The following is a 13,393-nucleotide window of genomic DNA, read 5'->3' as shown; positions in this document are numbered from 1 at the left end:
CAGATTGTGTCGGTCAGTCGTGGTGAAAAACCCGTCTCTCTTCCGAATATATCTTGGCATCAGTCGGATTACAGTGAATCATCAATGGCCGAAATCATGTCATTAATCTCTCATGCTAAGCAAAGCTTTGATCAGGTATTTATCTGTCTAGGAGTACTACACGATGACAATGTCAGCCCTGAAAAGCGGTTGGAAGACCTCAATATTGATGCCATGCAGCATGTCATCGGGGTTAACGCCATTCTTCCAGTCTTGTGGCTAAAGCACTTATTAGCCGTGCTCAAACAAAGTGAACGCTGTCATGTGGCCGTTTTCAGTGCTCGTGTCGGTAGTATTAAAGACAATTTTTATGGCGGTTGGTACAGTTATCGTGCCAGCAAAGCGGCTTTAAATATGTATCTAAAGTCGGCGGCAATTGAGTATGCTCGTCGTGCCCCTAACGTAAAACTACTGGCCTTTCATCCCGGAACAACGGATACCTCATTGTCTCGTCCGTTTAGTAAGAATGTGCCTGCTGACAAACTCTTTAGCCCAGAATTTGTAGCGGATCAATTGATTTCGAACATGTCACGATTTGAAACAGACGGAGAAGTCTCGTTTGTCGACTGGCAGTTTAAACCAATAGAGTGGTAAAACTCACTGCCCTGTCATTTCACTGAATATTTTTCTCATGATAACGGGATCGACATCTTCTCCCAAAATAGCTGATACCTGCAGAAGACCAATTTGAGCACGTATGTGATTTTTCAAGGCTGCTCGATGGAAATAATCCCGTGATGCTTTAAAGTCCGGCTTACTCCCTTCTTTTTGCATAATCGTCTCAGCTAAAAGCGTTTCCGCAAATGTATTTTCTTGTGCTGCTGCTTTTTCAAGGTATTCAATGGCTGTATTCGGATCACGCTCAACCAGATCAGTTACTGGAAGTTTGAAATTATCAACGTAATTACGCATCTCCGGTGAGGGAATGACAACCATATTTGACAGAAGCTGCCCTCTTCCCGCTTCATTCGGCAGACTGTAGATTAACCCGACGACGGTTTGGGCATCATCATTTCCTTTATCGGCCATCTGTCTGAGTTGATCTAACTGTGTCGCATCCAACTGCACCACCAGATCCATCACGAACTGTTCGTATTGATTAGGCAGGGTAGTGACATCAATACCATCATTTGTCAGCAATTCCATCGCAAGTGCCACATTCATGGACTTATCATTCTCAGTTGCTGAGACCATTGTGGCTAACAAAATGAGCGATAAAAAAGGAAGTAATCGCAGTAGTTGTCTGAGTCTTAACATCGTTACAATCTCTGGAAGTGTTTAACAGAGACAAGAAACTGAGCGAAAAAGTCCTTTCACAGTGGAAGATGCTTCATTGGCGGGTCACATTAATTAAGCTCATTTTCGAGAATATGCTGGTACTCGCGAATCCGCTGAACATAGCGAACGGGCTCCGTACCTCGAGCGTAGCCATATTTGAGTTTTTTATAATATTTCTTCTGTGACAAAAGTGGCAAGACTTCCTTCATGTCATGCCAGTGATAGGGACTCTTTCCTAGATCACGTGCCAAACTTTGTGCATCATGCATATGCGCCCTTCCCACGTTATATGCAGCTAAGGCCAGATAAAGCCGGTCTTCCGATTCAATTTCGGGCTTAAAGCGTTCATACATTTTTTTCAAGTATTTAACGCCACCCAATATGCTTTGTTTAGGATCCGTTCGTTCGTTGATGCCCAGCGATTTGGCCGTATTTTGTGTCAGCATCATAATCCCTTTCACACCAGTAGGTGACACCGCTTCGGGGTCCCAATGCGATTCTTGGTATGCCTGAGCCATTACTGTGAGCAGTGGCAAGTCATATTCATTTGATGCAGCTTTAAAATATTTTTTGTATTTGGGTAGACGGTTATCAATGCGACGTTTCATGACACTGACATCTACATAATCAAATTCTCTGAAATAGCCATAATAGCGATCTTCCAACTTATCCATCTCAACCGTTTTTTCAAACTGCTGAAACCACTTTTTCAGTTTTCCTTGCAACGTTTTGGCCTCACTTGGAAGATAAAGGACTATTGACTGTAGATCCGTCAATTGCATCATGACGCGAAGCTCAGGGAAATAACGACGGTTAATCTCAACGATCGTCGAATCTGATACTGTACAGTCGACTTTCTTTCGAGCCACTTTTTCGAGTAACTCTTCAGTGGAGTGATTATCTGTCTCTTGCCATTCAAGCGTAGGATTATGTCGCTGCTTTATTTCATTGAGTCTCTCAGCATAACTGCTGTCAGCAATTACACTAATGCTGACTTCAGAAAGTTCATCATACCCCTCCGGATTGAAGCCATCCCGGTGGCAGACCAACACTTGATGTAGGCTATCGTATTGCGGCCCCACAAGAAACTCGGCATTCCTGCTTTGCAAATTCGTTAACCCAGCGCCTGCCACATCAGCCTCGCCCTCTTGCAATGCCTGGAATATCTCATAAATGCTATCTTTTACGATGAAGGTGGGTTCTAATCCCAGGTGCTCGCTATAAATGTTAGCGAGATCATATTCAAAACCGGTGGGATCGCCCTGGGCATTGATATACCAGGTCGTCGGCGCGTTGCGTGTCACAATACGCAACTCTCCCGACGCTTCTATCTGTTCAAAGGTTCTGCTTTGTTGGTTCTGGTTTGATTCACTGCTACAGCCAACAAAAAATAAAATTACGGAAAAAATCAGTACTTTATAAATATCCATAAATCTACCATGCCATCGATGTGTCGTAATTTCCAATTTCAACCGGTCAATCAAAACTGACCTCTTGTTTTAATCGCGCAGCGTTAATACTTTGAACCCGGGTTGCAGTAATCTGTCTCTTTATTCGTGTGAAGTGCTGGAACAATCTAATTGCGCACAACATTTACATCTGCTAACACGGTTCGAATTATGTGAGGTATTTTCTATGATGATGAGACTGATTTTTGTCGGGCTTTGTTTCTTCACCCTGTCAATACAAGCTGAACCATTACAACGGGGCAACATTACAAGCTGTGCCTATCAGGCAGGCACGGCGGTTGAAATACAGAAGATCCGCCAACAAGAAGGTGATAATTGGGAAACGTTTGAAGCGAAGATCAAAAACATATACCAGGATTCACAGGGCCGGACCGATCTGTTGATTATTGCTGAACGGGTTTTTATAGAACCTGTCACGAAATCAGCCGATGAGATCCATGAACTCATATTCAATGCTTGCATTCAGCGTCAGCAAGGCACGGAGCCCGTTACCTAATGTTTAACAGAGCGCTTCATACCACTTAATTTAATACAGGCATCAATCAAGACTTCTTTTGAAATGTATGTTTAAAAATCAAAGCTGAACCGTATCAGGGCGAGAACGCCCCCATTTTAATAACCGTTCGACAAGCGCTTCTATATCCAGAGGCTTAGTAAGATAGTCACTCATACCCACTGCTAGGCATCTTTCTTTATCGCCTCGAAGTGAATTTGCGGTCAGCGCGATAATCGGCACCTGCTGATAATTTTCACTTGCATCTCCCGCGCGTATTCTTTTCGTAGTTTCAAAACCATCCATTTCGGGCATCTGACAATCCATCAGAATCAAATCATATTCATTTTGTTGTGAAGTCAATATTCCGAGTGCTTGTTCACCATTGGATACTGAGACAAATTCAATATTAAATTTCCTCAGAAAATATTCGAGGATTGTCCTATTCGTTATGTCATCTTCGGCAACTAATATTTTTAGTGCCGACAATCGCTGTTTATCAATTGAAGTAAGCGAGCTTGAATAGGACGTCTTAGGCTGGCGAGTATCTGACTTATTCAACTCAAGGAGAAATTCAAACGTTGTTCCCTCTCCAAGCTGACTTTTAACGGTAATTTCTCCTCCGAGCGCCTGACACAACTTACGAGAAATAATTAGACCCAATCCTGAGCCCTCAAAGCGTCTGGAGGCTTGATTCTCCAATTGTTCAAAAGGTTGAAACAGCCGATTCAGGTACTCTTCGCTGATGCCAATACCAGAATCTTTAACTGAGCACTGAAGTTCCCACGCATTCTGGCTAACTTCTTTTAATCTGGCTTCTATATTTATTTCACCGTTTAAGGTGAACTTATCAGCATTACTGAGTAAATTGAATAAAATTTGTTTAATTCTTACTGAATCCGATTTAACGAAAACATCTTTGGCCCAATCAGTGGTGAGAGCGAATTTATTATTGTTTTCTTGCCTAATAGTGAATGTTTCAATCAGTTCATCAAATAGTTGCTGTAGATTGAATGTTTCATATTGAAGAGTGAGTTTTCCAGCTTCAATTTTCGAGAAATCGAGTATGTCATTGATAACGGCTAACATATGACCAGCACTATTTCTCGCCAAGTCCAGATGATTAAGCTGCTCTTGGCTCAGCTTACTGAGTTTAAGTATTTCCAAGACACCAATCACACCCGATATCGGCGTTCTCAACTCATGACTCATATTAGCCAGAAATGCCGTTTTCGCATCATTAGCAGACTCTGCGTTCTCTTTCTTGAGGCGTAGGTTTATCAGTAGTTCAATTTCCTCGGCAAATGTTCTCAGCCTTTGGATTTCAAGATCTGTAAGTGAACGTTCCCGTGTATCTATAATGCATAAAGCGCCGATGACATGTTGACGATAACGAATTGGTATACCCGCATAAAAAACAATTTTGGGTTCATTAGTGACGAGCGGATTATCAAAGAAACGGTCATCATTAAGGGCATTTTCAACAATAATCGGATCTTCAGCTTGAACCACATGACCGCAAAAAGAGACATCACGTGAAGTTTCACAGACATCCAGTCCTTGGATCGATTTGAACCATTGCCGGGAATGATCAACCAGCGTGATGGCAGCAATTGGTACATCAAACATTGCTGTAATCAATTTCGTCAGATTATCAAACATTGCTTCTTTGGGTGTATCTAGCAACTCAGCACCATAAAGTGCCTCGATACGCTTTAGTTCAGACACCGGTATCTTTGGTGCTTTCATAGCAAACCCCATATGATCTTTGCGTGTGAATCATAGCCCAAAACCTAGGTCACGAGGAAGAAAAATGAAAGTTAAATTGTTGGGCCATTCATTCGGTAATGACATAATCATCTATCAAACAGTTCTTAAGCAAAAATCATGAATGTAGGGTAAAAACCACAACCAGATTCTCATTCATTTTAGTCTCTATGTTGTTGTTTTATTATTGTATTAAATGCAGAAAGAAGATGAGAAACTTCTCTGCGATTTTATTTGAGGGATTGTTCTCTATCTTGTACTTCTAAACTGGGTAAAATCTAACACCTTAGCTTCAGTCAATACGGGTGAAAGATAGGTCAGGCCAACATTTTTATCTGAGAGTGTTAGCTTGGCTAATAGTTCTTCTGTGTTCTGAAGTAACACTGGAATCGCCGTCAACGCCTGCTCATAGGTAATGACTATCCCGGCAACTAACCATGAAATATTGAGTTTTGACTCACTACTCAAATTACTCTGTTGAATAGCACGTTCAATTCGGGACAACACAATATGGTGGCTTTCGGGATCGCTCTCTGCAAAAAACAGGAACTCATCATCTTTAAATCGTACCATCACATCACTTTGTCTGAGCGCTTGGGTCAAATTTCTTGCAAGTTCGAAATACAGTTTATCGAGTAAATCATGTTTGAAATACTGTGCTTTATTACTGGTAAATTTGAGTAGGCAATGAATAAGTAAACCTTCTTTCTCTTCATGCCGGGACAACCGCGATAGCGATGCCGCAATGGCTTGTAATCCTGCCTGTCTGCTCTTTAGTCCTGTAACGGCATCAAACTCCAGTTTTTCTGATAGTCTCTGGTTCGCCAGCAATAGCTCCAACTGTGTTTTAATCAATCTTCGCCCAAGTTTTAGTTTGGCTTCCATATCGATTCTGTTAACAGGTTTGGAAATAAAATCATCAGCGCCCGCATTGAGTGCTTCCGCTTCTGCATGCTTATCAGAATTGGATGTCATGATTAAAATAAAAGGATCTATGATGAAATTAGCACGGCGGATAATCTTACATAACGCCATCCCATCCATTTCTGGCATCATCCAATCAAGAATAATGATGTCGGGGGCACCTGACTGATTAAGCAACTCACTCGCTTCGATTGCCGAACGGACAGCAATAGGCGTGTAACCCAGACTTTCCACTATTTTCTGGCACACCAAGGTGTCTATTTCAGCATCATCAACAATCAAGACTTTCATGCGTACTCAGTTCGTTGTGTTTACTGCACTATAGTCCCGATATTTTTAAAATGCCATCAACAAACTCTATATCATCGAAAACACAAAAGTACATTAAGTATCTTAAACGAATGAAGATCAACTTTAGATGATCGTGGGAATAGGAAATCGCTCCATCCCAAATACTGTTAATGAGACCACCATGGATTGCCCACCCACAGTAATTTGGACCTGTACTTTATGGCTATACATGTTTTAGAAAACAAAAGTAATTACTAGATGGTTTTGTGATTGACTCCCCACTATCACCTCTCTAGTGACACCGGTTTTGTTTGAATCAGACTCGTGTTTGTAGCTTATGTTTGCAGGCTTGGTGTTGGTTGTTCTGAAATAAATTTTCGGCTACTTCCATTTATTCCTCCGGGGTTGAAGTATTTTCCATACTTCCGTCCCTATCTCATTACTCTGTGTTTCTATCGGACAACATCGATACCATCCAACCGACAAGATAACCAATTGTAATGGCCCAGCCACTGACAGCAAGGCGATCGCTAGATTCAGGTAAAAACCACCAGACGCCAGCGGCTATTGCGATGCCGATTAGAGTGAAAAGCCAGACCCGGCCAGATGTGAGCAGAACATCCAATAGATTCATATCAATTCCTTTTGAAAGCTATTTTCTTCAACATGTGATCTGTATCACAAAATTAGTGTTATGACATCCCTGTTTTAAGCCATTAAGATGGCAGACATCAAAAAGCCGACCTTAGCCGACTTTCTGCACTTTTCATTACTTTATTGATTCACCCATTCACCACGAGAATTGCGACAAGCTGTTCCTGTGACAACCTCTCTACGACCATCCATAAAAACCTCCATGTCATATTCACGACATGGCTGACCGGAAGTGTTGTAGGTTCGGGTTGGTGTAAAGTCGTAGCTAGCACCTGTGTCAGGGTTCTGCCAAGTGTTTGTTCTGCCTGTTGGGTAGGTTTCCAGAGTATCTGCTGCACGGCGACGATCGAGTTCATCCATATCAGCACCAATTTTTCCACCGATAATGGCGCCTAGAAGTGTCCCGCCGATAATAGCAGCCGTTTTACCACTACCATCGCCAACTTGGGCACCGAGAACGCCACCTACTGCACCGCCAACACCAGTACCCATTGTTTGCTTGTCAAGCGAACAACCGGCAACAGCCAAAGATAATGATGCAATGCTAAAGAGTGTTATGACTTTATTCATGGCTTATCCTTATTTTCAGCAACTCATACATCAGACAATACTATTTTTTAAAGGGTTCATTTACAGGGAAGAAGAGGGTTAAATTGACTGATTGTTTCAGAGTGTTTTGATATTACTGGCTTATTGGAGAGAGCCAACTAACGCCACCTAATTTTCGTTGTTGTTCTAGATTCCATCTGGCGCGATCGACTAAATGTTGTGCAGGTCGTGCAGGGTCATATTTCAAAGGGCTGGGTAGCGTTGATGCCAGCAAGGCTGACTGCATAGGTGAGAGTTGTGATGCTGGCTTATTGAAATGATAGCGACTAGCGGCCTCCAGTCCAAACACTCCATTGCCCCACTCTGCAATGTTCATGTAGACCTCAAGAATCCGTTGCTTTCCCCATGTCAGTTCAATCAACAGGGTAAACCAGACTTCAAGCCCTTTTCGAAGCCAACTTCGCCCCGTCCACAGGTACATGTTTTTGGCTACCTGTTGACTGATGGTGCTTGCCCCTCGCAACTGGCCACTTTTGTTAGCTTGTTTAACTGCCTTTATGATTGCCTCAATATCAAATCCCTGGTGAAGCGGAAATCGTTGATCTTCAGATGTGACAATGGCCAATGCTGCCTGCTTGGGTAACTCATCCCAGCTCAGCCATTCCTGATGCAGATAAAAATCATCACTACTTTCTAACCAGCGATCGGCCATCACCATGGTAAGAGGTGGGTTAAGCCAACGAAATGGGACCACCATTAATAGACTAAGAACCACACTGGCGAGAAGCAGCAATAACAGACATCGAAATAAAAGGGTTTTGAATTTCTTCACATTGGCATCTTATCAGAAGACGATAGGCCTGAGATTTACTTGAATCTTATTATCCGTCTTGTGACTTTATACAAACGTTATTTATAGTATAAAGGTAGCTGTATTCAAAACAGTCTTCATACAAGGACATTTAATCTCTTATGAACAAATTTTTACTGGCAGGCTTATGTATCTCTATGATTGGTTGTACCACAGCCTCACCAAAACAATTTTACCGGCCAGCAGGTGCAACAGAGCAAGTCGAAATCCTCGGCCGTTTCAACCAGATCAGTTTCGAGCATCAGGTTGTTGTAAACGGTGAAGCGGTTATAACAGGTGACTTACCCTACAACTACGATGACGCCACTTTTACTGGCACCTATGGAGATACTACAGTCACCTCAGACTGCCATTGGAAATCAAAGACAGCCTTACAATGCTTAGTAAAAATGAATGGTGAAATGGCAGCTACGCTTGCTTTTTAACATGTCAAAAGTGACAACAAAAATCGTATGCATCTGCTGAGATAGACCTAATTCGGTTTTTCCACCGGATTTGTAGCATTGCGCTTGATTGATTCTGCTATTATTCGCGTGCGTTACAGGCCGTTCACGCCTATTATCGCTCTCAAAGCCAATTAATGACATTATCAAATCAGGATTGTTATGCCGCAAATCAAAATAGAAAAAAAACCTAGCCAAACACGTCTGCAGGAAATGGGCGTTGATAGCTGGGAAATCTGGGATTGCCCTGTTTCAGAATTCAGACTGGATTTTGATGAAACAGAAAAAGCGTATTTACTCGAAGGTGAAATTATCGTCACACCAGACGGTGAAGAACCAGTTCATGTCGTGGCAGGTGATTACGTCGAATTTCCGGAAGGCTTGAACAGTTTCTGGCAAGTGGTCAAGCCACTGCGAAAGCATTACAGCTACGACTAAGTTAAAAAGGCATCGCGGGATGCCTTTTTTATTCCCGTCGAAAAGACTTGTTAACCCTCCGCTTTTACAACGAGGCAATAGTTGAACTAAATACCTTCCCCCCTACTCTGCGGGTATGTAGTATTATTTATTTTATCACTACTGTAAGCTTCTTGAGGTAAAATTCGAGGAAGAGCCGTGACAAAAACGATCAACGCTCCACACCCACAGGTAAGAGAAGGCCTCATAACCCAGTGGCAAGGCATGCTCGAAATTCTGGCTGAATTTATGGGTGTACCTGCAGCACTTCTGATGAATTTTCACATGGACGAACTCACCGTCTATGCAAAAAATAACTCAACACTGAATCCCTTCATCGTTGGTGATAAAGAAAAGTGTAGTAACTCTGGTCTCTATTGCGAACGTGTTATCAAGACCAATAAACGACTCTTTGTTCACAATGCGCTGGAAACTGAAGAGTGGAAAGATAATCCGGATGTTAAGTTCAATCTAATCAATTACTTAGGGTACCCAATCAACTGGCCTAATGGTGACGTTTTTGGCACTTTGTGCGTTCTGGACAGTGAGGCGCACTATTACACAGACAAACAAGAACGACTCATGGTCCAGTTTCGCGATATGTTTCAGACCCATTTGGAACTATTGGAAAAAAACCTCACACTCGAAAACCTGTCAAAAAACCTGGAACATCTAGCCAATACTGATGAGTTGACGGGGATCTGGAACCGCCGTGCATTCATTGCGGAAAGTGAAAAAGAACTACAGCGTGCCTTTCGAAATGAACGCCCTATATGCTTGTTAATGATGGATATTGACGATTTCAAACTTATCAACGATGAGTTTGGTCACGATGTAGGCGATCAAGCTCTGAAACATTTTAGTCATGGCATCATGGCAATAAAACGCAGCTATGATATTTTTGGTCGGATAGGGGGTGAGGAATTCGCCGTTTTGCTCCCTGAAACAAAGCAAGTTGAAGCCGTCAGATTAGCTAAGCGAATCTGTGAAAAAGTTTCGAATTTGTTTTTTCATACACAGCAAAAAAATGTCCAGATTACCGTCAGTATCGGTGTCTACCAGTTAACCAGTCATGACAGTATTTTTTCTGCCTTAAGTAAGGCGGATAAGCTGCTCTACAATGCCAAACGTGCTGGCAAAAATCAGGTTCAGGCAATGTAGATTTCAACTCGCCTGTGGTTGCATGCCGCACTGGCTTAATAGATTCTGCCAACTTTTTGTGTGGTTTTTTACCGCATTATCAAACTGATGCCAGAGTCCCTTCTCATTGTTTCTATCGATCATCTTCAGATAGTAGCTTTTGAACGAATCAGGCATTGGCTCAAGTTGTAATGTCGCTATTTCATCTAATAAAGTAAAGATCCGCTTACCCGCTCTACTGACATCAGAGACATAAGGTTGAATCCGACCGATATAAACTCGGAAAAAAAGCCCTTTCACCCTTTGCGCCTGCTTATTTGGTTTGCCTTGATAACACAGGGGATTATCTATTAATCGTTGTTGGATCAGGTGCGTTGCATCCTCAAGCCGTGTCCTGACAAGTTGAGCACTTTTAATGAGTTGTCCTGCTTGATGCCCAAATGTCCATTGCTGTTGGATCGTTCCCATATCTGACAAATCAACATGTTCCGAAACTGTGGTTATCTTCTCAACGTTATCCCGGGTAATTTCAAGCCCTTCAATCAGTTCATTAATCTGTCCACCAACGGAATTTTGCGTGATATAAAATCCTTTCGATACACTGAGCAGCTCTGCCATTGGTTTCCCGGCCCATATTGCGTTCCATACGACCTTGGATAATGTGTCTTGTTTATGTTGAATTGCTTTTTGAAGACTGGCTTTTAGATTTTGCTTCTCAATTTTGGGCAGACATTTTTGAGCGGATTCAATAAATCGCAGTTCATACCGTAAGCGGTTTAATGGTGGCATCACTCGTCCCATAATCGAGTTACGCTCACCCACTACAAGCTGCAACTCACAGCCATACAGTGACAAGAAGTCGAGCATGTTGATATCCAGCCCGGGTATTTCGACACGTCTGTCTCGGGCGCGCGGAATGAGCATCACTGTTTCGACTGGCCTCGCCTGCTTATCAACATCAAGAACACGCGCCAGTCGACTAAGGTATTCGTCCATCATTGTGTCTGGACTGGAAAAGGGATCACAGCCAGAAAGCATCAGAATCATAGCCACAAGCAGAAAGCTTTTAAGCAGGCGAGTCATGTTTAAGTAACCAGAGTTATCGCCTGTTCTGTAGAAATAAACAACTCAACATCTGTCAATGCAATAATATCGTGTTCTTCACCCATTCGTGTAAAGAGGTAATCACCTTTACTGACCTCTACACCGCCAATCAACACCTGACCGTTCATGATCATAAACTCAGCATTACCCTGATATTTATGTTGTGGGTAATGTGCGCCTTTCTTCATTCGCATCATGAAGGTTCGACCACCATTTTCGTTGCGCCTTAAAACGCTACGTTCAATCCCCATAAAATCGGTCAGGATCCAATCTCTATCCTCTTCTCGGTTAACTAGAATATCCATGCAGATATGTCATTCCTTCAAATCAATCAATATAAGTAGCTGCTGCCTGAATGATGACGAGTGAATCCGGTTTGGTCAGCCATATTGCCAGCACCGTTTGCTGTTGACCTTTTGCGGGTATGTCAGGCACAGTCACATGCCATTGATGCACCCCAGATTTTTGCCAGTTATCAAGTACAACAAAATCATGTTTCAGTTTTCGGCCCCGATTTTCGCCTGCTTCCACCTGAGTTTCCAATCCCATTCCCAGCCACGCCATATTCAGCACCAAAGATCGTTTCTGTGCAAACGTCGCGAGTAACGTATTGCCGTTTAAGCTGGCTTGCAACCTCCCCGGCTTGGCGTTGTTTATTGGAGGTTGACGTTTACCCTGAAACCAGCCCCGCCATTCCTGACTATTGATGACAATGCCTGGTGTGTAAACCTGTGATAACAGCTCCTGCCTGACAAGATTACGTTGCCGCTGGGAATAAGCCGCCTTTGCTAGTCGATCCTGCCAGCCGAGTTGGTCCCAGTAATCGACATGAAAAGCCATTGGTAATAAGGTATTAAATAATTGACTGTCATTTTTCAAACTTGAAAGCCAGTCATCTGCGGGCGGACAACTACTGCAACCCTCCGAGGTGTAGAGTTCAACCACAGTGGTAGCTTGCTCCTGACTGGAAAATTCAACCGCCCAGGCTGTCGATTGAATACACATTAGCAATGTCAGCAGCAAACGGTACATCAGAAAATCCTCAATATCTGTTCAAAAAGCTGTTAGGTTAAGAACATCTGATACTGATGGAGTTCCTAAGTTACATGGTTAATTGTTGTTTACAACGCTCCGGAAGCCATTTACTCAACTTACCGTGTAACAGTTCCGGGTCGATTGGCTTAGACAGGTAATCATTCATACCGGCATCAAAACACGCCTCTTTATCACCACGCATCGCATGCGCTGTTAATGCAATGATCGGGATGTTTTGATCCTGTACCGCATTTTCACCTTTGCGTATTTTTTCTGTTGCTTCATAACCATCCATAACCGGCATCTGGCAGTCCATCAAAACTAAGTCATACGTACTTTGTGCTAATAAATTTAATGCTTCTTGCCCATTGTCTGCCACTTCCGAGCGAACATTAAACTTCATTAATAGCCCCTGAATAATCGCCACATTGGTTGTGTTGTCTTCAACCACCAAGACACGGGCATCAAATTGTTCGGGAAGGGCTGCTCCCATTGGCTGAGTCGGCGATTTTTCAATAACACCTGTTGCTATCGTCAATAGCACATTATACAACTCTGATTGATCAATCGGCTTGCTTATAACCTGATCAGCTTGACTCGAAATCTGTTTAGGCATGCTCCCCAACATCGACTGCGGGCAGGCAACGATAATATGGATTCCCTGGATACGTTCCCGACAATCGACCAGATTGTCAACGAGTGTTTTATCCTCCGTCAATTGTTCAGCATCAATGATTAAGGCTTTATGTTGATAAAGAGAATCTGGCATGACATCCGGGAGCTGAAATAAATCGTCTGTTGACCTATATTCGACTTTCCAGGCATCAAATACAGTTTGATAAAATTCCTGATAGACTTTTTGTGGCCTTAAAACGCAAAC

The 13,393-nt window shown here is 42.7% G+C and carries 16 protein-coding genes; 5 read left to right on the top strand and 11 right to left on the bottom strand.

What is annotated here, in order from left to right; translation table 11 throughout:
* The coding region (locus ACTF5U_RS07580; RefSeq protein ID WP_438971032.1) for an SDR family NAD(P)-dependent oxidoreductase at positions 1-633 on the top strand (633 nt) is incomplete at its 5' end.
* 3 nt (positions 634-636) lie between these two features.
* Here ACTF5U_RS07580 and ACTF5U_RS07575 read toward each other — a convergent pair.
* Together ACTF5U_RS07575 and mltF are read right to left on the bottom strand one after the other, a co-directional pair.
* Complete coding sequence (locus ACTF5U_RS07575) at positions 637-1,296, bottom strand: tetratricopeptide repeat protein (RefSeq protein ID WP_438971031.1); 660 nt, start codon at positions 1,294-1,296, stop codon at positions 637-639.
* An 89-nt stretch (positions 1,297-1,385) separates the two neighbouring features.
* On the bottom strand, positions 1,386-2,747 hold the full coding sequence (gene mltF, locus ACTF5U_RS07570) for a membrane-bound lytic murein transglycosylase MltF (protein ID WP_438971030.1): 1,362 nt from the start codon (positions 2,745-2,747) through the stop codon (positions 1,386-1,388).
* Positions 2,748-2,952: 205 nt separating this feature from the next.
* Here mltF and ACTF5U_RS07565 point away from each other — a divergent pair, with 205 nt between their 5' ends.
* Positions 2,953-3,282, top strand: coding sequence for a hypothetical protein (locus tag ACTF5U_RS07565; protein ID WP_438971029.1), 330 nt, complete (start codon positions 2,953-2,955; stop codon positions 3,280-3,282).
* A 78-nt stretch (positions 3,283-3,360) separates the two neighbouring features.
* Here the strand turns inward: ACTF5U_RS07565 and ACTF5U_RS07560 are convergent, their stop codons facing one another.
* The 5 genes from ACTF5U_RS07560 to mtgA all read right to left on the bottom strand — a co-directional run bounded on the left by ACTF5U_RS07560 (position 3,361) and on the right by mtgA (position 8,296).
* Positions 3,361-5,028: a response regulator gene (locus tag ACTF5U_RS07560; protein ID WP_438971028.1), complete on the bottom strand. Its 1,668-nt coding sequence runs from the start codon at positions 5,026-5,028 to the stop codon at positions 3,361-3,363.
* Positions 5,029-5,295: 267 nt separating this feature from the next.
* Positions 5,296-6,261 carry a response regulator gene (locus ACTF5U_RS07555; RefSeq protein WP_438971027.1) on the bottom strand — a complete coding sequence of 322 codons (966 nt, stop codon included), beginning with the start codon at positions 6,259-6,261 and terminating at the stop codon, positions 5,296-5,298.
* 439 nt (positions 6,262-6,700) lie between these two features.
* A complete protein-coding gene (locus tag ACTF5U_RS07550) occupies positions 6,701-6,895 on the bottom strand; it encodes a hypothetical protein (RefSeq protein WP_438971026.1) in 195 nt (64 codons plus the stop codon).
* Between the two features lie 140 nt (positions 6,896-7,035).
* Positions 7,036-7,485, bottom strand: coding sequence for an RT0821/Lpp0805 family surface protein (locus ACTF5U_RS07545; protein WP_438971025.1), 450 nt, complete (start codon positions 7,483-7,485; stop codon positions 7,036-7,038).
* Between the two features lie 112 nt (positions 7,486-7,597).
* Positions 7,598-8,296 (bottom strand): monofunctional biosynthetic peptidoglycan transglycosylase, encoded by a 699-nt coding sequence (gene mtgA / locus ACTF5U_RS07540; RefSeq protein ID WP_438971024.1) that lies wholly within the window; start codon positions 8,294-8,296, stop codon positions 7,598-7,600.
* A gap of 140 nt (positions 8,297-8,436) precedes the next feature.
* Here mtgA and ACTF5U_RS07535 point away from each other — a divergent pair, with 140 nt between their 5' ends.
* From ACTF5U_RS07535 to ACTF5U_RS07525, 3 genes are all read left to right on the top strand, one after another.
* Positions 8,437-8,760, top strand: coding sequence for a hypothetical protein (locus ACTF5U_RS07535; protein WP_438971023.1), 324 nt, complete (start codon positions 8,437-8,439; stop codon positions 8,758-8,760).
* Between the two features lie 180 nt (positions 8,761-8,940).
* Positions 8,941-9,216: a cupin domain-containing protein gene (locus tag ACTF5U_RS07530; RefSeq protein ID WP_438971022.1), complete on the top strand. Its 276-nt coding sequence runs from the start codon at positions 8,941-8,943 to the stop codon at positions 9,214-9,216.
* A 177-nt stretch (positions 9,217-9,393) separates the two neighbouring features.
* Positions 9,394-10,395, top strand: coding sequence for a sensor domain-containing diguanylate cyclase (locus ACTF5U_RS07525; RefSeq protein WP_438971021.1), 1,002 nt, complete (start codon positions 9,394-9,396; stop codon positions 10,393-10,395).
* A gap of 3 nt (positions 10,396-10,398) precedes the next feature.
* Here ACTF5U_RS07525 and ACTF5U_RS07520 read toward each other — a convergent pair whose 3' ends face one another.
* From ACTF5U_RS07520 to ACTF5U_RS07505, 4 genes are all read right to left on the bottom strand, one after another.
* Positions 10,399-11,457 carry a DUF3080 family protein gene (locus tag ACTF5U_RS07520; RefSeq protein ID WP_438971020.1) on the bottom strand — a complete coding sequence of 353 codons (1,059 nt, stop codon included), beginning with the start codon at positions 11,455-11,457 and terminating at the stop codon, positions 10,399-10,401.
* 2 nt (positions 11,458-11,459) lie between these two features.
* Positions 11,460-11,783 carry a cupin domain-containing protein gene (locus tag ACTF5U_RS07515; protein ID WP_438971019.1) on the bottom strand — a complete coding sequence of 108 codons (324 nt, stop codon included), beginning with the start codon at positions 11,781-11,783 and terminating at the stop codon, positions 11,460-11,462.
* 22 nt (positions 11,784-11,805) lie between these two features.
* Positions 11,806-12,510 (bottom strand): DUF1223 domain-containing protein, encoded by a 705-nt coding sequence (locus ACTF5U_RS07510; RefSeq protein ID WP_438971018.1) that lies wholly within the window; start codon positions 12,508-12,510, stop codon positions 11,806-11,808.
* A gap of 70 nt (positions 12,511-12,580) precedes the next feature.
* Positions 12,581-13,393, bottom strand: an 813-nt coding sequence (locus ACTF5U_RS07505; protein ID WP_438971017.1) for a response regulator, incomplete at its 5' end; no start/stop codon positions are given.

The organism is Methylophaga sp. (assembly GCF_965655755.1).
Classification (GTDB): Bacteria; Pseudomonadota; Gammaproteobacteria; order Nitrosococcales; family Methylophagaceae; genus Methylophaga.
The sequence above is the reverse complement of the archived record's forward strand: the minus strand, read 5'-3'. Positions and strand labels throughout refer to the sequence as shown.

Coding starts and splice junctions, on each gene's coding strand:
- ACTF5U_RS07515 (WP_438971019.1), bottom strand. CDS start 11,783: ATGGATATTCTAGTTAACCGAGAAGAGGATAGAGATTGGATCCTGACC.
- ACTF5U_RS07575 (WP_438971031.1), bottom strand. CDS start 1,296: ATGTTAAGACTCAGACAACTACTGCGATTACTTCCTTTTTTATCGCTC.
- ACTF5U_RS07560 (WP_438971028.1), bottom strand. CDS start 5,028: ATGAAAGCACCAAAGATACCGGTGTCTGAACTAAAGCGTATCGAGGCA.
- ACTF5U_RS07550 (WP_438971026.1), bottom strand. CDS start 6,895: ATGAATCTATTGGATGTTCTGCTCACATCTGGCCGGGTCTGGCTTTTC.
- ACTF5U_RS07510 (WP_438971018.1), bottom strand. CDS start 12,510: ATGTACCGTTTGCTGCTGACATTGCTAATGTGTATTCAATCGACAGCC.
- mltF (WP_438971030.1), bottom strand. CDS start 2,747: ATGGATATTTATAAAGTACTGATTTTTTCCGTAATTTTATTTTTTGTT.
- ACTF5U_RS07520 (WP_438971020.1), bottom strand. CDS start 11,457: ATGACTCGCCTGCTTAAAAGCTTTCTGCTTGTGGCTATGATTCTGATG.
- ACTF5U_RS07555 (WP_438971027.1), bottom strand. CDS start 6,261: ATGAAAGTCTTGATTGTTGATGATGCTGAAATAGACACCTTGGTGTGC.
- ACTF5U_RS07535 (WP_438971023.1), top strand. CDS start 8,437: ATGAACAAATTTTTACTGGCAGGCTTATGTATCTCTATGATTGGTTGT.
- ACTF5U_RS07530 (WP_438971022.1), top strand. CDS start 8,941: ATGCCGCAAATCAAAATAGAAAAAAAACCTAGCCAAACACGTCTGCAG.
- ACTF5U_RS07565 (WP_438971029.1), top strand. CDS start 2,953: ATGATGATGAGACTGATTTTTGTCGGGCTTTGTTTCTTCACCCTGTCA.
- ACTF5U_RS07545 (WP_438971025.1), bottom strand. CDS start 7,485: ATGAATAAAGTCATAACACTCTTTAGCATTGCATCATTATCTTTGGCT.